Genomic DNA, 21,425 nt, shown 5'->3' on the forward strand with positions numbered 1-21,425 from the left:
AGAATCTTTTCTATTTATCAACGAGGTTGCAATACTTTCCGCGATTTGCTATAATTTCAGAGAATTTCATAATTGGCTTACTGTTGTCAATTTTGGATCTTTTAGAAGATGTTAGTCTCAAACCCTTTATTGACAGTAGTTTCAGAAGTTAATTTCCCAGGCTAATACAAAACTTTACAAAAATTTTAGCCATAAATTTGCTCAGAAATGATCTAACTGGAGCGATAGTAAAAATTTACTATTGACAGATTGACAAATAAGTGATATGTAACTTGTCACCGGTTAAGGGGTTTAGCACTGCTAAACCCCTACAAATCACATCAAATCAACAGTTTTCCTAATATTACTTAACCAACGCAGCATACATTTTTTAATATCTCCGGGGTTAGTTTGTCAAAGTATGAGGGTATTTATTTTATTTTTTATATTTTTGCAAACCCATGAGATTTAACGGAAGTTTTCTTCCCTAACAACCAATTTAAATGCTGTGGTAATAATTTTGCTAAATCATAATTATTTACTATAGTCTTTCTTGCGGCTGCACGAATAGCTTTCATATCTTGGAAGTTATCTAACACTTTGTTGACTTTATCTGCTATTTTTTCGGGAGAAAAGAAATCTACTAAAAGTCCATTTTTACCATCTTTAATTACTTCTAAAACTGGTGGAGTATTAGCAGCTATTAACAAACATCCTGTTGACATTGCTTCTAGCATTGACCAGGATAACACAAAGGGACGAGTTAAATAAATATGGGCTGAAGATGCTTGTAAAACTTGGAGATATTCATGATAAGGTAATCCACCAGTAAAGTGTAATCTGGATAAATCTAAATCCAGTTTTTCTAACATTAATTGTTTATAGGTTTTACCATCAGGAAGCTGTTTACCATAGGCTACTCTATCTTCTCCCACAACTACAATATGGCAATTTGGTCGTTGTTGTTGAATTAATGCTGCTGCTTCCATAAACTGAGGAAAACCTCGATAAGGTTCCATTCCTCTGCCTACATAGGTGACTAATTCTGAGACATGGGAAAGGTCAAGATTAATGCGGGGTAAAACTAATTTAGCATCTGGCTGAGGTTGAAAAAAATTAGTATCTATCCCATCGTGACAAACATTAATTTTACTATGATATTCTGGGGGAAATTGTTGATGTTGCCAATTAGTGGGAGTAAGACCTCTATTGCAATTATATAAATCAATTAAAATCGGGGCGTTTTTTACACGAATTCGACATAAATCATCTGCATTTAATGGTTCATTGGGATCAAAATCAGCATCAGAACCGCGAGGATGATAAAACCATTCAAAGAAACACAATAACTCTGCTTTGGGAAAAACTTCTTTCATAAATAATGTTGGACCCCAACCAGAATGACCATAAATTATATCTGGAATAAAACCCTGTGCTTTCAGGTTTTCTGCGATTCGATATACAGCTTGTCCGGTGAGAACGGCATTTTCTAAATTGCGGACATAATGATGAGTTTGGGGTGCAGCTTGACGGGAAGGTTCATAAATGACTTTATGTACACCTGGTATTGTTCCTTCTTGACGATTGGTAGCAAATACTATTTGATAATTATCATCTTTTGCTAAAGCTGTGGCTAGGTGACGAAATTGGGCGGGAAAATTGGGATGTAAGAATAAAATGCGTTTGGGAGTTATGGCAGCATTTTTCATAAAGTTGCAATATTTATTTCTAAGTAATATAGCGGTATGCACTTGCATGAGATACATCATAGCCCCCTCATCGCTTGCGGGGAGGGGGTTGGGGGTGGGGTTTTTGTATCTCACTCAATCGAGAACCGCTATAACGTAAGTTGCTAGTTAGGTACATTGTCAGAATCAGGGTGTCCAGGATTAAAAGATGAACAAGAGAAAATTGCACTAATATTAAAGATTTAAGGTCTAAATATGGGTAGGGGTTTAGCAGTATTCATTGGTGTCAACTTAAGCTCAAATCCCTACCATATCTAGTTCCTAGTCTCTGACTAGGAACGCAGTTGATGAGGCTGGAGCCTCTAATATCATTAAAGGCAGAGCCTTCTACAATTCATTCCCAGTCAGAGACTGGGAATGAGATAAAAATTCATTGCATGGCGGGTTTGTTAGCCAAATCAATAAGCCATTTTCCTTTGGTAGTGGTAGGTTGGGCTTAACGTGGGAAAACCCAACAAATGCGCCAAAATGTTGTAAATGGGGCAAAATGTTGGGTTTTGTTCCTCAACCCAACCTACTGGCTAGACTATGGGGTTTCTAAATATATCACCAGAACCTGTAACAAAGGAATTATAAACGTCGTCGAGTGCAAATTCATTGCCAAAAATTCCTCTGCTACCATCATTTGTTGGTTGGTACTTTGAACCTAGTAGCAGGTCTTTATATATGTCTGTTACAGCACTATGATCAAATAAGGGAGTCCCATCCTGTTTTTTTACATATACGTTTAAGTCTGCGTAAGGACTAGCCCAACCCATAACACCAGGATCAGTATAAATTCCAACTACTCTATCCGCATCGCTGGCATCCAAACGACCCGTTGTATCCGAATTATAACCAGGACCGGCTGCATCTAATCCAATGATTGTACCTATTGAAACGCCAGTATTATTTTGGTAGTTGTTAGCAGCTATACTGCTGATATGAGCGCCTAAGCTATGTCCTGCCAGTTCTATTGTTTTAGGGTTTACTCCTAGCCCAGTTAAGAAATCAGCTATTTGATAGCCTACACCGTATGTATTAATACCTTGAACTCTTAGGTAATCCCCAAGGATCGAACCAGATCCATCAGACCAATCAACTGAAATTACGTTAGCATCTTGGTATTTGCTTTCATATGCCTGTGCAACCTTTAGAGTTGATAGCTCAGGACTTGATGTAAAACCATGAGTAACCAATATCGTCTTAGCATTTTGGTTAAAAGCACCGTCACCTAAGAGATTATAAGTAATCTTCGTATGATCTATGTCTGTCACATTGATTAGGTCTGTATACTGAACAGTACCATTCACCTTGCCTAATAGTGACTTATCGAAAACATTGAGACGATTTACAGCCCAAACACTGGATGTGTCTCCGTAAGATGTGCTGGTAAATTTTCCTTGGTCTTCAGGGGATAAGTAGTTAGAAAATACTACTTTGTAATAGTTATCAATCTCAGGGACTAGCTCTAATTTATCCAAACCAGTTTGAAAATCTTTTATGTGGCTGACACCATTATTTCGTATTTGAAATGTATCATTCCCACTACCACCTTCAATTACATCATTTCCACCGCCACCAGATATGGTGTCATTCCCACTCTCACCCCTAATGGTGTCATTACCTATTCCGCCATCAATAAAGTCGTGTCCACTTCCACCTTCTAAATAGTCATCCCCATGCCAGCCAATTAGTCTATCATCGCCATCGCCTCCAAAAAGTCTATCGTTATTATCACCGCCGTCTAAAGTGTCATTGCCACTACCACCAAGGAGAGTATCATTACCCCAAAAACCAATCAAAGTATCATTCTCAGTACCACCGTCTATATAGTCATTACCCTCCCCACCGTCTATATAGTCATTACCGGACTCTCCATACAGACTATCGTTTCCATTTCCTCGATTAGTCCAATCGTTGCGATCGCCGTAAATAGTGTCATTACCACTTCCGCCATAGACTAAATCGTGGTCTTGACCAGCATCAATATTGTCATTACCGTCACCACCATAAATAGTATCATTTCCTTGCCATGCCCAGATGGTATCATCACCACTTTCACCGTCTACAGTGTCATTTCCAGATCCGCTATCTATGAAGTCGTTGTCTTCACCACCCCAAATTTTGTCATTGCCAGATCCACCATAAATAGTATCTCTGGCAGACCCAGAAACCCAATTCCATGAATCACCATCTATGACATCATCGCCGTCTCCACTATCAAGGTAATCATTTCCAGACTCTCCATAGAGCAGATCATTTCCCCAAAAGCCAATGATTCTGTCATTACCATTACCGCCATAAACGATGTCATTTTCCTCACCACCGTCTACAGTGTCGTTCCCATCACCACCATGTAGAGTATCATTACCCCACCAACCAATAATGGTGTCATTTCCAGCATCGCCGTAGAGTAAGTCACTGCCGCCACTACTATCTATATAGTCGTCTCCACTGCCACCATACACGGTATCAAATCCGTCGCCAGCTTCAATGCGGTCGTGTCCACTTCCACCTTCTAAATAGTCATCCCCATGCCAGCCAACGAGTCTATCATCGCCATCGCCTCCAAAAAGTCTATCGTTATTATCACCGCCGTCTAAAGTGTCATTGCCACTACCACCAAGGAGAGTATCATTACCCCAAAAACCAATCAAAGTATCATTCTCAGTACCACCGTCTATATAGTCATTACCCTCCCCACCGTCTATATAGTCATTACCGGACTCTCCATAAAGAGTATCGTTACCATTTCCTCGATTAGTCCAATCATTGCGATCGCCGTAAATAGTGTCATTACCACTTCCGCCATAGACTAAATCATGGTCTTGACCAGCATCAATGTAGTCATTACCGTTACCTCCATAAAGAGTATCATTTCCTTGCCATGCCCAGATGGTGTCATTGCCATCCCCACCATCTATCAAGTCGGCATTATATGCGCCTTTGAGGAAGTCGTTTCCTGCCAATCCGTATAGCTGGTTATCATAAGCCCAATTCCAAACTCCCCAAGGTGCCCACCATGGGTTAGTCCAGTATCCCTCAACAGATAAATCATCATTTCCATTGCTTCCATATCTAGCCATTTGAGATTCTCCTTGTTTAGTTCCAGAAAAAGATATTGTTTTCGTGATATTTCCATGGGGTGCTAATTAGTTGAATTAGCATATATTCAATCTACCCAACGCTGTACTGACTTCCGTACTGAGAAACACTGACTTAATCTGACTTCATCTGACTTGAGAGCTAATTTTGACACCAAAAAACAAAACAACCATGTCATCTATCTCAAGATAGATTTACATGACGCACTGATTATGAGAAGATATCATTAATAACATCTGGAATTTAGTCAAATCTGCCTGAACAAGTGAATTATTACCGTCTTGATGTAAATTATTTAACATTATGTCAAAGTCACTTAAGGTAAGCAATGACCGTATTCAACAGGTTAATATGGCACTTGGAGTTAATGGCTACCCCAGCCAAAGGGCTTTAGCTTATGATACCGGATTGTCCTTAGCTACAATTAGTAATTTCCTGACCGGTAAACCTGTTAGTTATACAAGCTTTGAAGAACTGTGTCGCAAATTAAATCTAGATTGGCGAGAAATTACTACCAGTGTTGAAGTAATATTTCCCCCCCCCCGCATACGCACAAATACGCAAAAAAAAACCAAATTTAAATCAATTCCCAGACTGGGGAACTGCAATTGATATTTCAGCATTTTACGGATATAGTCAAGAACTGACACAATTGCAGTCATGGATTTTACAAGATGGTTGTCGCTTACTAGGATTATTCGGTATAGGTGGAGTTGGGAAAACAACCTTAGCTACTCAACTTGTAAAACAAATTCAGGATCAATTTAATTACGTTTTTTGGCGTTCAGTACCGACAGTTCCATGTTTTGATAGTATGATGACTGACTTGCTATCTTTGTTCTCCCATCACAAAGAAAACAAACTCAATATCAATCAAATTATCTATTATTTGCGTACCCATCGTTGTCTGATTATTTTGGATCATGTAGATATTGATGATCTAAAATATATTCAATTCATCAAAATAATTGCCGAAACCCATCATCAAAGTTGTGTAATTTTCACCAGTCGGGAACAATATCAAGAATTCACTTTTTTAGAATATTGGCTATCATCAGTACGTTGTTTAAAGTTGTCTAATTCCTCAGAAATAGCCTTGTCTCTGATAGAATCACAACCACTATGGGGAACTGATCAAGAAAAGGATGATTTATGTAATCTCTGTAATAATAATCCTTTGAAAATTAAACAAATGATTGTTTCTATAATTCATTTATATAATGGGGATATTGGTAAGTTTTTAGAACGAAATACATAATAGATAAAACTTATATACTGGACAAATTTACCCTTATATGTATTAATGAAATTGCCTCTTTTCAGACTTTTGGTGATAAAGTTCATTCTCACTCCTATTCTTCTAAGAGGATGTTTTAAAAGTTTTTAATGTGTAAACAGACCCCTCTCCAAACCTCTCCCCTACCAGGGGAGAGGCTTTAAAACCCCCATTCCCTTGTAGGGAAGGGGGGGAGGGGGGTTAGGTTTTTAGAGATTATGGGTTTCATATAATACTTTTCAAACAACCTCTAACACTGTTTTGCATCTGCTGGATTCACAAAATCATGTAAATCAGCATCCCAAATACTAATATAGATAAAATCACAACTTTGTCGAACTATTTGACCTTTTACCCCACCCTTACTAAAAGTAAAATTATCTGTTTGTCGTTGTTGAACTTGTTGCAGTCCTTGTTTAATTTCTGCCGTAGCTTCTCCATTCAATAAACCATTGAGAGTTGTCTGCATAACTTCAGGTTCTACTGATGATGCAAAAGCTGCTTCTGTTTGTTTTAGAGTTCCAGTTTTCTTGTCAAACAAGTAGCCTAAATCAATTTTCTTAGGGATAACTTGATAAGTAACAGCACGAGTATTTCCCCATAATCCTCTTAAATCTTTCTTTGGTTTACCTAGCTTTTCTTCTACACTACTTCTTGATGTACCTGTAGGAAATGCTGGGACAGTTTCCCTAACAATATTAGTAACTACTTGATCACGTTTTTCCTTTCTTTTCTTCTTTCCTGTTTCTTCAATAGTTAAAGTCGGTTCTGTAGTAGGAACTACAGACGTTTGTTCCTGTTCATTTTTTATTTCTGGTTGTGGAGTTGATTCTATGGAAGGAGTAGGAGTATTTTCAGGAATTGACTCCGTGGGTTCAGGTAATATTGAAGGGGTCGGAGATACAGTTGCTTCAGAAATGGGAGTATTTACAGTTGTTGGTATTGGTGTTGGTGTTAGGATTGATGTTGGGGTTGGGGTTGGTGTTGGTGTTTCTGTAATGTTGGAATTAGTGACAATGGAATTTGTGGTTTGTGGTCGGTTTATGCTAGAAATAGCCATTGCACCAATTAAACTTCCCATCATAACGCTACCAATAATCACTGCTGGTTTTTGCCAAATTTGCTGATTATTCCCAGTTTTAACCACGGGATTTTGAGAGAGTGAAGATATAGGTTGATTTAGTGCGGCAGGAGTGAGATGAATTGTCGCTGCTGTTTGAGTAGTATGATTAACCTGTGGAGAAATAGAAATCCCAGAGTTTAAAGCATATAGCATTTTATTCGCAGTAGTAAAGCGATCGCCTGGACGTGGTTCAATTGCTTGAGTTAGTAGCATTACTAATTGGGGAGAAATCCCCCCAGCGAATTGTTGCCAAATAACCTGTCCCGTGTGAGGATGAGTTTCTAATTCTTGAGGATATTTACCCGTAAGTAAATAAATTGCCGTTAAACCCAAACTATAAATATCAGTAGCATAAACCGGACGACCAATAGCTTGTTCACTAGGCATAAAACCAGGAGTCCCAATCACTAGAGACTGAGTAGGATGTCCAGCAGCATTAATAGTAGTCCGAATAGTTTCTTTAACCGCACCGAAATCAATTAAAACTGGTTTATTATCTATTTCCCGCAAAATAATATTATCTGGTTTAATATCTCGATGAATAATCCCTTTACTGTGGACATAATCCAACACAGACAGCAAACTTAACAGAATTTCTCTAACAGTATTTTCCTGTAATTGTCCTTGAGATTGAATCACATTAGTCAAAGTGTGACCATGCACCCATTCTTGCACCAGATAAAAGAGACCATTTTCCGAAAAATAAGCATAAAGTTGGGGAATTTGGTCATTAGCTTCCCCCAAATACTCCAACGTCGCAGCTTCCCTCTCAAACCGTTGTTGAATTACTTGATAAGTTTTGGGGTCATTGCTAATAGGTTTAAGTTGCTTAATCACACAACGACGACGGGAAGGCATATAGGTATCTTCAGCGAGAAAAGTTTCACCAAACCCTCCTGCACCTAAAACCTGAATAACCTGATAACGATTGTTTAGCAACTTCATAATTATGAAAAATTACCAATATATTTAATACCAAATTTTATGTGAAACTGCACAAAAAAATAATCATCCATATTTATCTGCGTTTATCGGCGTTCATCTGCGGTCAATAATTCTTAAAATCTTATTCTATGCAACTTCATCTTAATTTGGTAGAACCAATCAACATCTCCAGAAATTAAACATCCCCAAATCAGAATCAGGATACCCAAGATCAAAAGATAAACAAAATAATTAAATCCTGTAAATCCTGAAATCCCGTAAATCCTGATTCAGACAAAAAATCAACTAGACCAAAGCAGCAGCCTGTTTCTTAAAAAAAGCTTGTAAAACAGTTTCCGCAATTTGAGGACTACTCAAACCTAACTCCGCAAAAGATTGATCCGGTGTGGCATGATCTACCAAAATATCAGGAACACCAATCCGCTTCACAGGGACAACAATATCAGCATCAAGTAAAGCCTCAGCCACCGCAGAACCAAAACCACCCATTAAACAACCTTCTTCCAAAGTCACAACCCGACCAATTTGTTTAGCCAAAGGTAAAATCAACTCAGTATCCAAAGGCTTAACAAAACGGGCATTAATCACAGTTGCTTCAATCCCATGTTCGCTGAGAATTTCCGCCGCTTGCATTGCCGGGTAAACCATTGTACCATAGCCCACAATTAACACATCATCCCCTTGACGGAGAATTTCCCCCTTGCCGATTTCCAGAGATTCCCAACCTTCCTCCATTAAGGGGACACCGTGACCATTACCACGGGGGAAACGCATAGAAATCGGTCCATCAGTGTAATTAATCCCAGTCACAACCATCCGTTGTAATTCCGCCTCATCCTTGGGAGCCATTACCACCATATTCGGAATGAAACGCAGATAAGCGATATCATACATACCTTGGTGAGTCGGACCATCAGCACCAACAATCCCCGCCCGATCTAAACAGAAGAATACAGGTAGATTTTGAATGCAAACATCATGAATAATTTGGTCAAAGGCGCGTTGTAAGAAAGTCGAGTAAATAGCAGCAACAGGACGCATACCTTCACAAGCTAAACCGGCAGCCAAGGTAATAGCGTGTTGTTCAGCAATACCCACATCAATATACTGGTTAGGCAATTTAGCTTGTAGTTTATCTAAACCTGTACCAGTCGCCATTGCGGCTGTGATGCCGACGATTTTAGGATTTTGTGCCGCCAGTGTCACTAAAGTATGAGAAAAGACCTTAGCGTAAGCGGGGGGTTTAGGTTTGTTGGAAGGAATCGCTTTCCCAGTGGTTAAATTAAAGGGAGTTTGGGCATGGTAGCCTACTTGATCTTTTTCCGCTAGTTCATAGCCTTTACCCTTAGTTGTCACTACGTGAACCAAAACAGGTCCAGTAATTTGATGTGCCTGTTGGAATGTGGCAATTAACTCTTCTAAATTATGGCCATCAACTGGCCCCATGTAGGTAAAGCCCAATTCTTCAAAAACAGCGCCGACTTTGGGAACTGCTAACCGCTTCATACCTTCTTTGATGCGTTCCAGTTCTGGGGAAAGCGATTCACCCACAAAAGGCAGATGTTTTAACTGTTCCTCAATTCCATCTGAGAGAAACTGCACCGGCGCACTCAGACGCATTTTATTCAGATAACGAGGAATCGCCCCCACATTGGGAGAAATGGACATCTCGTTATCATTGAGAACCACCAGGAGATTAGTTTTGGGTAAGTGTCCCGCGTGGTTAATCGCTTCTAGCGCCATGCCTCCAGTTAAAGCCCCATCACCAATCACAGCAACGGTTTTAAATTTTTCCCCTTTTAAGTCGCGGGCTAAAGCCATTCCCAGGGCGGCAGAAATGCTTGTAGAAGCGTGTCCTGCCCCAAAATGATCAAATTTGTTCTCGCCGCGTTTAAGATAACCTGCAACGCCGTCTTTTTGGCGAAGAGTGTCGAAATTACTGTAGCGTCCGGTAATTAATTTGTGGGGATAAGCTTGATGTCCTACGTCCCATGTGACCTTATCCCGATCTAAATCTAAGGTTTGATAAAGCCCCAGTGTTAATTCGACAACGCCCAAACCCGGACCCAAATGCCCTCCAAAGGCTGCTACGGTTTGTAGGTGCTTCTCACGAATTTGCCGGGCAATTTGTTCTAACTGCCGAATTGACAAACCATGCAACTGGTTAGGATGGGTAATTTCACTCAAGTGCATATTATCGGCTTTTCCTCTGTTAAGTCTTCTTTTGGAATAATTTTATTTTCCCACTTTCGGTGGCTTCTAAAATATAACTGTCATTAATTATTGTTGTACAACTATAACCTTTGCGCGTTATTAATAGCTATGTATACCAATTTTAATGGGTACGGCTGGACTCGAACCAGCGACCGTCCGCTTAGAAGGCAGAATTTATTTATCTAAAACCCAGTGTTAGTAATGGTTTTGGCTACATCTAAAATAATTGATCTAATTTTGATCTACCCTATTAATGCTGTAATAATTTTTAACAAAGTTGTTCATATTTGTAATGCCCACTAATCCTACACAACCTGTTTAGATTCTGATCTACCGTTAGCAACGGCAAATATAAAAGATTTTGAGTGGATAGAGGGTCAGGATTAGCGCATCTCAAACGCTATTGACAGAAGAATTACAGTAGAGGAGAATAGTTTGCTATGGATGCTGCTAACACAGAAACCATGTATTGATCATTCATGGCAGCTCGTCGTGATTTTTGTCGAATACTGCGACGAAAAGTTGGTTCTCTGTCTAAGGCATTGAGGGCAATACGACGTAGTAAGGCAAAGTTTTGTTCATAAAGTGCTGGTAATTGTGAAATTGGAACAGTATAAACTGTCCGATTTTCGATGCGGTGATGTCCTTTTTCCACCCGTTGACTAATACTAACATCAACACCCTTAAAGTTTAGAGATTGTGCTGTTTTAAACCAATTTTTCACTTGTTGATGTAGGGTGGGATGATTATCTTTTAGGCTTAAAATATAATCAGAATTTCCAGCTATGATTTGTTCGGCAATTGATTTTTGTGTACCCATTGCATCAATAGTGATAATACAGCCAGATAAGTCCAGAGTCTCTAATAGTGCTGGAATTGCGGTGATTTCATTTGATTTACAACTGACCTTTCTTTGCCCTAAAATTAACAGATGTTCTGGTTTTGCACTTCTTCTTAAATCCTGTTGACATTACTTAGATACAGCGGCTAGATGGGTTATATATTAACTTACCTTGAGTTGTGCCACTTGAACATCCTCCCACATATCAAATAAATCCCCTTGTCAATAGGGTTTGAGATGCGCTAACCCTGCCGTTCCTGTAGGCACATGACTAAGATTAAATAGGTGATTACCTGGGGATTTGTTGTCAATTTGCCCCAAATAGTTGAAACTGATAGCAGATTGATTAGCATAATTAAGGTTTTCCTGTAAGGTTTTATTTTGACTGACATATCGTAGTAATCCAAAACTGATGCCATGATGGGGAATATTTCTAATTTGAGTTTTAATTGCTTTGATTAATGTATCTTGATGGGTATTGGTTTCTGGTTGCTGTAGTAAAATTGGATAGAGGGAGGTAAACCAACCTACTGTTCTAGAAATATCTAATTGATCAATTAGTTCTTCTCTACCATGGCCTTCTAAATCAATGAGCCAATTGTCAGCTTGATAAGTTTCCCAGAGAGTTTTAAATAATGCCGCCAACATGATTTCTTGGATATTGGCATGATAGGTTATAGTTGCTTGTTTGAGGAGAATATTTGTCTCTTCTGGGGTTAATTGGTAAGATATTATGGCTGTACTGTCTACTGTATTTTTACCGTTGATAACTGGATAATCAACGGGTAAGGTAGCGACAGGATTTGAGAGAATGTTCTGCCAAAAGGGGATATCTTTAATGATCGCATCAGAATCTGCTAAAGTTCGCAAAGATGCAGTCCATTCTCGATAGGAGGATGTTTTTGATGGTAAGGAAATGGGTTGATCATCTATAGTTCGTTGATAGGCTTGGTTTAAGTCTGTGAGTAAAATTCGCCAGGATACGCCATCTATAATTAAATGATGAGCAAAGAGAAATAAAACGTTACCATACTCGCTGAGATTGGTAGCATATAACAACCGCAGTAATGGCAGATTATCTAATTGAAAACTTGCGTGTTCTGCTTCGACAATTGCGGTTAAAGCCTCTTGTTGGGTTTGGGGTGAATGGTCGCTAAAGTCTGCAATTTGCAAAGGTGGGCTTTTCGCAGCACCAGTATAAAATTGTTGCCATTGTCCTTGATTTTGGGAGAATCCCAAGCGGAAAACGTCGTGATGGGCAACTAAGGCGTTTAAGGACACAATCAAGGCATCTATATTTAAAGGTTCACTGCTATTCAGGGCTATTGCTTGATTCCAGTGGTGGAGATGAGTCCAATTTTTGCTCAAAAACCAATACTGAATGGGGGAAAGGTCAACAACAGCAGTTAACGGCTCAATAATTTCTATTTTCCGCGCTAATGGTTTAGCTATTGCAGCAAGTCGTGATAAAGTTTGAGCTTCAAAGATGTCTTTGGGGTTAATTTCCCAACCAGCAGCACGAACGCGAGAAACTATTTGCAAACTGATAATCGAATCTCCTCCTAATTCAAAGAAATTATCATCAGGATTGACGGTTTCTAGTCCTAAGACTTCTGCCCAGATTTGCGCGAATATCTCCTCTGTAGGCGTTTTAGCTATGGTTGGTGTAGTTGATATTTCCGGTGCGGGTAAGACTCGACGATCTATTTTCCCGTTAGGTGTGAGTGGCCAAGCTGAAACTAACACTACTGCACTAGGTAACATATATGCAGGTAAAGTTTCTGCTAAATAATCCTTTAATTCTTGACTAGTTGGTGGGTTGTCTTGCGGTGCTAGGGCGTAAGCAACTATGCGTTTACGTCCGGGTAAATCTTGGCGCAATAAAACTACCGCACCATCTACGGTTTTATGTTTAGTTAGGGCGGCTTCAATTTCACCTAGTTCTATGCGGTATCCGTTAAGTTTAACTTGGGCATCCTGACGACCCATGAAGCGGATATTACCTTGTAGATCATATACACCGCGATCGCCTGTTTTGTAAAGTCTTGCCCCTGGTGTTTTACTAAAAGGATGGGGTATAAATGCGGTTGCTGTTAAATCGGGACGGTGTAAATAACCCCGTGCTAAACTGATACCTCCAATATATATTTCCCCAGTGACACCAGGGGACACTGGTTCTAAAAATGAGTCAAGAAGGTAAATTTCGACGTTAGCGATCGCTCTGCCAATACTCGGTTCTCCCAACAAATTACTACAATTCATCAAGCTGGCGCAAACTGTAGCTTCCGTTGGTCCGTAGGCATTGAAACAGGTGCGGCTCTCTCCACTCCAACGCCGCAATAAATCCCCAGAAACCGTTTCCCCTGCCACAATCAAAGTCTGCAATTTGGGTAAATTTGCTGGTTCAATAGCAGCTACTAAGGAAGGAGGGAGGGTAACATGAGTTATTTGCCATGCAGTTAATGTCTCCCATAGAGCAGCATTAGGAGAGCGATTTGCTTGTTCTTGCAGATATAAAGTTGCACCGCTACCCAAAGCCATAAATATCTCGGAAACTGCCGCATCGAAATTCAAAGAAGCAAATTGATAAACGCGACTTTTGGCTGTGACACCGAAACTTGCAGTTTGATTGCGTACCAGATTCTCTATCCCTGCGTGAGAGACCAAAACACCCTTGGGTTTACCTGTAGAACCGGATGTATAGATCACATAAGCCAGATTTTCTGGTCTAACTTTTAAGCAAGGACGAGGAATATTTGCCGTTAAATCTAATTCAGAAATAGCAATAACTTTGACATCATCTGGAAATAATCCTGGTGCAGAAACTGTTTTTGTTAAAATCAAACGAGTTTGACTATCTTCTACAATAAATTGCCGTCGTGTTTCTGGATAACTGCGATCTAAAGGTAAAAAGGCTGCACCTATTTTTAACACAGCCAGGAGAGAAATCACATATTCAATAGAAGGATCAAAATATAAGCCAATTATGGACTCAAATCCAAACCCTGTGGCGATGAGTTTAGCTGCCAAATTATTGGCATATTTATCCAAATCACTATAAGTAATTTCACTCTCACAACAAACCAATGCCACGCTATCAGGCTGTAAATCAGCACGTTCTTCAAATAATTGATGAGCAGGACGAAAATCCCCCCAAGTAATAGTATTAACTGCAATGTTACTGATAATTTGCGATCGCTCTGGTTTTGATAACGCCGGGATTGTTCCTAATGCCACATTCGGCTGTTCTGCCATATTCATCATGATATTCCGCAGGCGCAACAGCATGATTCTAGCCGCTGAAGGCGATAAAAATCTAGTTTGATAATTTAGTTTTAATAATAATCCCTGATCAGGAATTACACCCACCGTTAAAGGATAATTTGTTCTTTCATAAAACTGGATTTCATCAACTCTAAAATCTTGCCCTTGTTCCTTTAAACTTTGGTCAACAGGGTAATTTTCAAATACTAAAATACTCTCAAATAAAGACTCTCCTGACCCTATTTGAATCTCTTTTTGAATATCTGTTAATTTACTATATTCATATTCTCTCATTTCAACATGATGCTGTTGAATATTTTGCAACCAAGCAGCAACAGATAAACTAGGATTAATTTGTAACCGCATTGGCAAAGTATTAATAAATAACCCCACCATACCTTCTACCTCTGGTAATTCTGGTGGTCTACCAGAAACAGTAACACCAAATAATACATCTTCCCCTGCGCCATGCTTTTGTAAACAAATTCCCCAAGCACCTTGAGCTACAGTATTCAATGTTAATCGCTGGTTTTGTGCCATCTTTTGCAATACTGCAAATTCATCTTGACTCAGACGTAATTCTACTTCTTGATATGCAGGTAAATTAACATCAAATTCTGATTCTGGTATCTGCCAAGACAGACGAGTAGATGTAGAAACATCAGCTAAATTTTCCTGCCAAAATTGTTTTGCTTCCTGCAAATTCCGAGTTGCTAACCACTGAATATAATGGCGATAAGGAGGAACAGGTGGCAAAGAATGGGGAACTCTTTGACAGGTTGATTGATAAATAGTCAGAACTTCTTTGAAAATAACTGGTAATGACCAACCATCAAGGGTAATATGGTGATGACTCCACACCCATTGCCAGGTAAAATTATCTAAGCGCATGACGCTAAACCGCATCAAAGAATATTGGTCTAAAATAAATCCTTGTTGCCGTTCTGCGATAAGATATTCCTGAAGTTTATCTTCTTGCTGAGTAGAAGATAAATCACGCCAATCTTTTTGGACAATGGAAAAATCAACAGATTTACTCACAATTTGTAGAGGGGTATCTTGGTTATCCCAAACAAAAGCACTCCGCAAAATAGGATGTCTATCTACAACAGCTTGCCAAGCAAAATTAAAGTTGTCAACATCTAATTTGCCAATAATTTTACCAGTAACTTGTTCAAAGTAAATAGCATCTTCTGAATTATATATTGTGTGAAATAACATCCCTTCTTGCAAAGGAGATAGGGGATAAATATCTTCTAACTGAGAATATTTTTCCTGGAGCTTATTTACAGAAGATTGAGAAATTTTAACTAGGGGAAAATCTGATGGTGTATAGCTACCTACACCTACTTCTTTGCAATGGTTGATAATTTCTAGAAGATTTTTGTGAAATTCATCCGCCCATTTAGTAATTGTTTCTTCTTGATGTAAGTTAGAACTATATAACCAATCAACCCGCAACTCTCCCTCAACAACAATGGCGTTAATATCAATAAGATGGGGACGCAAGCCTTCAGGATTTCGAGTTGGTTCTATTTCTGAATTCAATAAGCGGAGTAATTTTTTATTTTTACCACTTTCACTGCGTACTTGACCAAGATAATTAAAACTAATTTCTGGTGATTGATAATTGGTAAATTTCGGCTTTTCTCCCTTCTCCCTATTCTCTGTTCCCTGTTCCCTGTTCCCTAGACTCTGAGTTATTTATTAAGCTTTGGGGAAAATCTAGGGGAATTTTTGCTGCTTCTTTTTGAATAGTATTGAGCCAAAATTGTGTTTCTGCTTGAATATCTATAGAGTTCCTATAGGTTTGCAGAAAGTGACTCCATTGTTGGAAAGATGAGGTAGATGGTGAAAGTTGACTACCACTGATTGCTTCCACCAAATCTTGCAGTAAAATCCGCCAAGAAACACCATCAACAACCAAGTGATGAATGACTATTAAAAGTTGAGATGGGCGATTTTCTCCTAAATCAAACCAAATTGACCGAGCCAGAGGTCCATTAGTTAAATTTAGCGATCGCTGTACTCTCTCTCCAACTTCCCTCATCATAGTATTTTGTTCTAACTCTGTTTTCAGAGCTAAATCAACAATTTCCCAAGTTAAATTCTCCTCTTGGGTAGCTTTGTTTTCTACATAAAACTGTCGCCAAACTCCTTGTTTCTGTTCAAAGCGTAATCGTAAAGTATCGTGATACTCGGAAATTAATTGAATTGCGGATGCAACTGTTGAAGCTTCTAAAGATTGATGAACTTCTAAAACTAAAGCTTGATTCCAATGGTGAGGATTGGGAATGTTCAGATCAAAAAACCATTTTTGGATAGGAGTCAAAGGAACTTCTCCGGCAACTATAGCAGTAGTTTCAACTGGCAAATTCTGCTTTTGTACTATAGTAGATAGGCGTTTTACAGTTTGTTCTTGAAAAATTTCCTTGGGTGTTAATATCCAACCTTGACGACGCATTTCTGTAACGACTCGCAAGGCCAAAATAGAATCACCACCTAAATCAAAGAAGTTATCTTCAATTCCTATAGCATCTATACCTAACACTTGTTCCCAAACATGACAAATTACCTTTTCAGCATCGGTTTGTGGAGGTGTAAAACTGCGTCTAGCTGCCGCTTTATTCCAATCTGGTATAGGTAATGCTTTGCGGTTAATCTTACCTTGAGCCGTCAATGGCATAGCATCCACCACCACAAAAGCAGCCGGGATCATATAATCTGGTAAACTCTCTTTTAGATTCGTCCGCAACTGATTTTGATAGCGAAGCGCTGCTGCAACCAGATCAACCTGACCATTAGCTACAATATAAGCCACTAAACGCTGATCATCTTCAGCTTCTGAGTAGACAATCACCACAGCTTCTAATACCTCTGGGAGTGCAATTAAAGCTGCTTCAATTTCGCCTAACTCAATGCGAAAACCCCGGACTTTTACCTGTAAATCGCAGCGTCCTAAATATTCAATATCACCATTTCTCAACCTTCTCGCCAAATCTCCTGTCCGATATAATCTCGCTCCCAATTGTTGACTAAAAGGATCAGGAATAAACCTTTCTGCTGTTAAAGCAGAACGATTAAGATAACCCCTAGATACGCCCATACCACCCACATAGATTTCTCCAGGAACACCATAAGGTGAAGGTTCAAAACCGGAATCTAATATATATAAAGATAAATCTGCAATCGGTACACCAATCACACTACCGCGATTTTCTAAAATATCCTCTTCTAGAAACCATACAATAATGCTCCCCACATTTCCCACACTGAAAAATCAAAAGCGAAAGAGTGAAACATTGTCCAAACATCTTTGCTATTAAACTCAAACCATGCTTGGGTATTTTCCATAAATCACTAGTTATTTTGACAATTCAGTTTGAGATAAAATATTTAACCAATACTCTTCATCAATCCCTTGACTACTGCTTATTGGCTCTGTCAAAATTGACTCCGGCCTCTTAAAGTCAATAAGTAAAACGATTCTTGTTTTGTCAGATTTATTCCAGGCCTCATGCTCATAAGTATCGTCAAAAATTAGACATTTTCCTGCCTGCCAACTTTTTGTTTCTTTATCTACCCGAATTGCACAATCATCCGGTACAACTAAACCTAAGTGACAGCGCAGAACTGCCTTAGTAGCCCCAAAATGAGGTCCAATATATGTCCCTGGTGCTAAAGAAGAAAAACCCGCTGACATCATACCGGGGATGTTTTCAACTAGTTTGGTTGTTTCGGGACATAATCTACAGTTGTCCTCTAATCTTTGTCCAAAAACATACAACCCAAAAACTTCCCAACCTTGGTTATAAATATTCTTTTCTGGCCAATCAATAAAGTTTTTTGGTTGGAGTTGTTCTAATTCGGTGCGAACCATTAGCCAGTTATTTTCTAAAGGCGCAATAAATTCAAAGTCTCTAGATTCAAAAAACATATCCCAGTATTCTCACTTTTTTTGTATATTATGTTGTCAGTAGTTCCCCCCAATTATTAGAATATCATAAATTTTGAAATTTTCACCAGACGTATAAAAAAATAATTTAAAAAATTTTTCAGGCTCAAAAACTCTCAGGTTGACGTAAAATTATGAAATCTGGCAGGCCGCACGGTTTATTATTGAATGTGACTACTTTACTGGTAGCATTATAGACGTGGATGGCGGGGCGCGATTTTAAGCTACACATATAACAGGAAAGTAGAGAAGAGAGTTTATAGACTTTACGTAAATGGAAAAACCAATTTTTACAACTCACTAAATATAGATGCAAATGATGAAACATCTTAATCAACTCATTGAACCGATTCGTGAACTCCGTAACTTTATTATTTTCTGGTTAGGGCAGTCTGTATCTGAAATCGGTAATCGTCTCACAGGATTTGGTTTAAGTATTTGGGTTTATCAAAATACTCACGCCGTTGCCCAATTAAGCCTAGTTTTATTTTTTACTATATTGCCAGGCGTATTAATTACTCCTTTTGTTGGTGCATTGGTGGATAAATGGCATCGCAAAACAACAATTATTATCAGTGAAATAGGTGCAGCCACTGTTATACTCACACTTGCCTTACTGCTACTGACTGACAATCTACAACTCTGGCATACTTATGTCGCTGCATTTTTTACCTCAGTCTGCGGTTCTTTTCAAATGACAGCCAAGGCTGCCGCTTTACCGATGATGGTTTCTAGTAATCAGATGGGACGAGCTAATGGTTTAATACATTTTAGTTCAGCAGTAGGACAATTAGCAGCACCAGTATTAGCCAGTATCATTATCGTTAATTTCCAACTTCAAGGCTTATTAATGATAGATTTATGCAGCTATTTGATTGGGTTTTTAACGTTATTAATTATTGATATTCCTCAGCCTGAGCCTAGTATTATCCCGATAACAGGAATAACTGCTATCTTTAATAACATTTTTTACGGCTGGGAAAATATTTCTTCTCGCCTTTTTTTGATGATCATGCTGGCATTCATGACAATTAATTCTTTTGTGAATGGTATGACTACAGTTTTAATTAATCCCCTCATTTTATCCTTTTCCACAGCAACAACCTATGGCAGTATCATGTCAATCGCTGGCTGTGGAATGCTTGCTGGCAGCATTTTTATGAGTATCTGGGGAGGTGGGAAAAAATCTATCTCTCCTTTGTTTATATTTTCTAGTTTAAATGGCATAGCTTTAGTAATTGCTGGTCTCAAACCTTCTGTCCCGTTAATTACCTTGGGTATATCGCTTTCGTTTTTTACACTGCCAATTATTCTCAGCACCAATGCCACAATTTGGCAAAATAGCGTGCATCCAAATGTTCAAGGGCGTGTACTGGGACTGTTCTACACTATTACAGGCTTGGGGGCAGCGTTTGGTACTCTCAGTGCTAGTCCACTGACTGATACAATTCTAGAACCGATGCTGGATGTTGACGGCGTACTTGCTAACAGTATTGGTAGATTAATTGAAACAGGTCCAGGTCGGGGAATTGGGTTTTTGATGATTATGGAAGGGGTGCTGATGTTATTTGTGTCCATCATTTTGTTCAATTATTTTTACTTCCAACATATTGATGAGGAGTTGTTGGTTGGTGATAGAAAAACTGTAGAGAATTTATGAACGGAAAATTTCATCAAACCCAGGAAAAACCAATGCGTGGGAAGATTGAGAAAATTGATTTAGATTCAAAAATTTCAGGTTTTGTCCGCAAGTTGTATATCTATTTGCCCCCCAGTTATGCAGATAATTTGACTCGGAGTTATCCGGTTCTTTATATGCACTCTGGGCAGCACCTATTTGAGCCAAAAAAAGTGGGTGGTGAATCTTGGCGAATACATGAAACAATTGAGCAACTATTACATGGTGATTTAATTCATGAAATTATTGTCGTCGGTATCGCTGCTGCTGCTGCTACTGTGACATCTGATTACTGGCATTATGCGGGTTTGTATAAAGATCAAGCACTAGGAGGTCACACCTATGAGAGTTTCATTATACAAGAGGTAAAGCCTTTTATAGATAATAATTTCAGGACTTTGAGCGATCGCTCCCACACTGCCATAATCGGCTCTTGTGCCGGTGCAACGGTCAGCTATAACATTGCCGAACGCCATCCTGATGTTTTTGGCAAAGTAGGGATGCTTTCCCCGGCTGTTCGTAGTTTTGATAGTAATACTTGGCTCTACTCCTGGCCAATGCAAAAACCACAGTTCATGCTCTGGATTGATGTCGGTGATGCGGAAGGAATTTATACCCGCCCGGTAAGAGAATTGGTTGATGTGCTAGTTATTCAAGGTTGTGTGCCTAATATTGACCTTTTCTACTATTTAGAACCCGATGCTGCTCACGTAGACACTCACTGGGGTAAGCGCTTAAAACACCCACTACTGTTGTTTTTCGGTAAGGAAGGGACACCTGTTTCTGTGGAACTACAAGGTGATCAAGTCCTGGGAGTAGGTAGCGCACCATTAACAGTTAATCCGGTTGTAGAGTATGACACTGGACTACGATGTACTGATCTTACTGGTAGCTATGATGTGGAAGATCCACAGATTTTGCAGGTGCAACCAGGCAACCGATTGACTGGACTTTCCACTGGTATGACCAGAGTATCCTTTTCATCTCAAGGAGTAAAAACATCCGGTAATTTCCAAGTTGTACCTAGTTTACCTGATCAAGTGCAAGTTCATCTACGCGCCCATGTTCCAGATGAAACTCCGAATGTTGAGCAGATACATTTTGGAACTATGACCTTACAGCAAACCAGCGGAAATTTCTATGAGGGAAAATATACCTTGCCACGGGGTTTTAATCTAGCAACTGTTTTTAGCTGTGAGATGTATAACTTTGAGTGTCAAAAGGACGGTTCACCAATGCCACTGCGGTTTTTACAAGTGCAAAAAGATATATCTATTGAGTATAGGATTGAAAACTGGTCTAAGCTCTAATCTAC

11 protein-coding genes, 1 tRNA gene and 1 pseudogene are annotated in these 21,425 nt (G+C 39.2%); 4 read left to right on the forward strand and 9 right to left on the reverse strand.

All coding sequences use genetic code 11. From position 1 onward, the window contains the following. Nucleotides 1-422: 422 nt before the first annotated feature. Together HGD76_RS01885 and HGD76_RS01890 are read right to left on the reverse strand one after the other, a co-directional pair. Nucleotides 423-1,736: a glycosyltransferase family 4 protein gene (locus tag HGD76_RS01885; protein ID WP_233467007.1), complete on the reverse strand. Its 1,314-nt coding sequence runs from the start codon at nt 1,734-1,736 to the stop codon at nt 423-425. Between the two features lie 512 nt (nt 1,737-2,248). Next, nucleotides 2,249-4,795, reverse strand: coding sequence for a hypothetical protein (locus HGD76_RS01890; RefSeq protein ID WP_168694796.1), 2,547 nt, complete (start codon nt 4,793-4,795; stop codon nt 2,249-2,251). A 322-nt stretch (nt 4,796-5,117) separates the two neighbouring features. Between HGD76_RS01890 and HGD76_RS01895 the strand changes: the two genes are divergently transcribed. Together HGD76_RS01895 and HGD76_RS01900 are read left to right on the forward strand one after the other, a co-directional pair. After that, nucleotides 5,118-5,426, forward strand: a complete 309-nt coding sequence (locus HGD76_RS01895) for a helix-turn-helix domain-containing protein (protein WP_168694797.1) — start codon at nt 5,118-5,120, stop codon at nt 5,424-5,426. 31 nt (nt 5,427-5,457) lie between these two features. After that, entirely contained in the window at nt 5,458-6,072 is a 615-nt protein-coding gene (locus HGD76_RS01900) for an NB-ARC domain-containing protein (RefSeq protein WP_325064834.1), read from the forward strand. A gap of 268 nt (nt 6,073-6,340) precedes the next feature. Here HGD76_RS01900 and HGD76_RS01905 read toward each other — a convergent pair whose 3' ends face one another. The 7 genes and pseudogenes from HGD76_RS01905 to HGD76_RS01935 all read right to left on the reverse strand — a co-directional run bounded on the left by HGD76_RS01905 (nt 6,341) and on the right by HGD76_RS01935 (nt 18,414). After that, nucleotides 6,341-8,158, reverse strand: coding sequence for a serine/threonine-protein kinase (locus tag HGD76_RS01905; RefSeq protein WP_233467008.1), 1,818 nt, complete (start codon nt 8,156-8,158; stop codon nt 6,341-6,343). 285 nt (nt 8,159-8,443) lie between these two features. Then, nucleotides 8,444-10,351: a 1-deoxy-D-xylulose-5-phosphate synthase gene (gene dxs, locus HGD76_RS01910; protein ID WP_148762583.1), complete on the reverse strand. Its 1,908-nt coding sequence runs from the start codon at nt 10,349-10,351 to the stop codon at nt 8,444-8,446. A 146-nt stretch (nt 10,352-10,497) separates the two neighbouring features. After that, nucleotides 10,498-10,563, reverse strand: a tRNA-Arg gene (locus tag HGD76_RS01915). A 224-nt stretch (nt 10,564-10,787) separates the two neighbouring features. Further along, nucleotides 10,788-11,300: pseudogene (locus tag HGD76_RS01920) on the reverse strand (ISAs1 family transposase); the annotation flags it as partial. A gap of 135 nt (nt 11,301-11,435) precedes the next feature. Next, nucleotides 11,436-16,181 (reverse strand): non-ribosomal peptide synthetase, encoded by a 4,746-nt coding sequence (locus tag HGD76_RS01925; protein WP_267904364.1) that lies wholly within the window; start codon nt 16,179-16,181, stop codon nt 11,436-11,438. Next, nucleotides 16,138-17,739 carry a condensation domain-containing protein gene (locus tag HGD76_RS01930; protein ID WP_168694800.1) on the reverse strand — a complete coding sequence of 534 codons (1,602 nt, stop codon included), beginning with the start codon at nt 17,737-17,739 and terminating at the stop codon, nt 16,138-16,140. Before HGD76_RS01930 ends, HGD76_RS01925 begins: the two co-directional genes overlap by 44 nt. A gap of 102 nt (nt 17,740-17,841) precedes the next feature. After that, nucleotides 17,842-18,414 (reverse strand): aspartyl/asparaginyl beta-hydroxylase domain-containing protein, encoded by a 573-nt coding sequence (locus HGD76_RS01935; RefSeq protein WP_168694801.1) that lies wholly within the window; start codon nt 18,412-18,414, stop codon nt 17,842-17,844. A gap of 328 nt (nt 18,415-18,742) precedes the next feature. On the opposite strand from HGD76_RS01935, the gene HGD76_RS01940 reads away from it, so the two are divergent. Further along, nucleotides 18,743-20,092: an MFS transporter gene (locus tag HGD76_RS01940; RefSeq protein WP_233467009.1), complete on the forward strand. Its 1,350-nt coding sequence runs from the start codon at nt 18,743-18,745 to the stop codon at nt 20,090-20,092. Next, nucleotides 20,089-21,420 (forward strand): alpha/beta hydrolase-fold protein, encoded by a 1,332-nt coding sequence (locus tag HGD76_RS01945; protein ID WP_168694802.1) that lies wholly within the window; start codon nt 20,089-20,091, stop codon nt 21,418-21,420. Before HGD76_RS01940 ends, HGD76_RS01945 begins: the two co-directional genes overlap by 4 nt. The last annotated feature ends 5 nt before the right edge of the window (nt 21,421-21,425 follow it).

Origin of the sequence: Dolichospermum flos-aquae CCAP 1403/13F (assembly GCF_012516395.1) — a bacterium.
Classification (GTDB): domain Bacteria; phylum Cyanobacteriota; class Cyanobacteriia; order Cyanobacteriales; family Nostocaceae; genus Dolichospermum; species Dolichospermum lemmermannii.

Bases quoted from the DNA above. Each gene is read 5' to 3' on its own strand.
- HGD76_RS01885 (WP_233467007.1), bottom strand. From the start codon at position 1,736: ATGCAAGTGCATACCGCTATATTACTTAGAAATAAATATTGCAACTTT.
- HGD76_RS01890 (WP_168694796.1), bottom strand. From the start codon at position 4,795: ATGGCTAGATATGGAAGCAATGGAAATGATGATTTATCTGTTGAGGGA.
- HGD76_RS01895 (WP_168694797.1), top strand. From the start codon at position 5,118: ATGTCAAAGTCACTTAAGGTAAGCAATGACCGTATTCAACAGGTTAAT.
- HGD76_RS01905 (WP_233467008.1), bottom strand. From the start codon at position 8,158: ATGAAGTTGCTAAACAATCGTTATCAGGTTATTCAGGTTTTAGGTGCA.
- dxs (WP_148762583.1), bottom strand. From the start codon at position 10,351: ATGCACTTGAGTGAAATTACCCATCCTAACCAGTTGCATGGTTTGTCA.
- HGD76_RS01935 (WP_168694801.1), bottom strand. From the start codon at position 18,414: ATGTTTTTTGAATCTAGAGACTTTGAATTTATTGCGCCTTTAGAAAAT.
- HGD76_RS01940 (WP_233467009.1), top strand. From the start codon at position 18,743: ATGCAAATGATGAAACATCTTAATCAACTCATTGAACCGATTCGTGAA.
- HGD76_RS01945 (WP_168694802.1), top strand. From the start codon at position 20,089: ATGAACGGAAAATTTCATCAAACCCAGGAAAAACCAATGCGTGGGAAG.